The following is a 408-nucleotide window of genomic DNA, read 5'->3' as shown; positions in this document are numbered from 1 at the left end:
GATCTCAATCACTAAACGCAGCTCACGCTGTGGAGCCAGATTATGTAGATCAAAAATTTCTGAATTGTTGCGCACGTTAGGCCTCTATCGCTGTAAATGACACATAGAATTCATAGGCTCCATAGCGCATCTCACGAAAGGAGCTTCGCTTCAGCCTGCAAACAGTTATTGCTTGACCGCCAGGAAGGTCAGAGGTATCCAGTTCATATGCCTCGCCATTAGTACAGCTCGCTTCAAACTCTCGCCAGTATTGCAGTTGCTGCTCAGAAAATGGGGATACTGATATCTGCCACTCAATCTCACGCCGATACAAAACACTCTCGGTATTTCCTGATAGTGCTACATGCTCTTTACCAACCGGCTTGGGAGTGCGATTGCACTTTGTTGCAAGAAAAGAAATAGAGCCGA

1 protein-coding gene is annotated in these 408 nt (G+C 46.3%); it reads right to left on the bottom strand.

Annotated elements, in window-relative coordinates; all coding sequences use genetic code 11:
- Positions 1–76 precede the first annotated feature (76 nt).
- On the bottom strand, positions 77–408 hold a 332-nt coding region (locus MO867_RS22695; protein ID WP_252473399.1), incomplete at its 5' end, for a hypothetical protein.

Source organism: Microbulbifer okhotskensis (genome assembly GCF_023895975.1).
GTDB classification, from domain to species: Bacteria; Pseudomonadota; Gammaproteobacteria; order Pseudomonadales; family Cellvibrionaceae; genus Microbulbifer; species Microbulbifer okhotskensis.
Note: the sequence above shows the minus strand (reverse complement) of the source record. Positions and strands in the feature narration are given on the sequence as shown.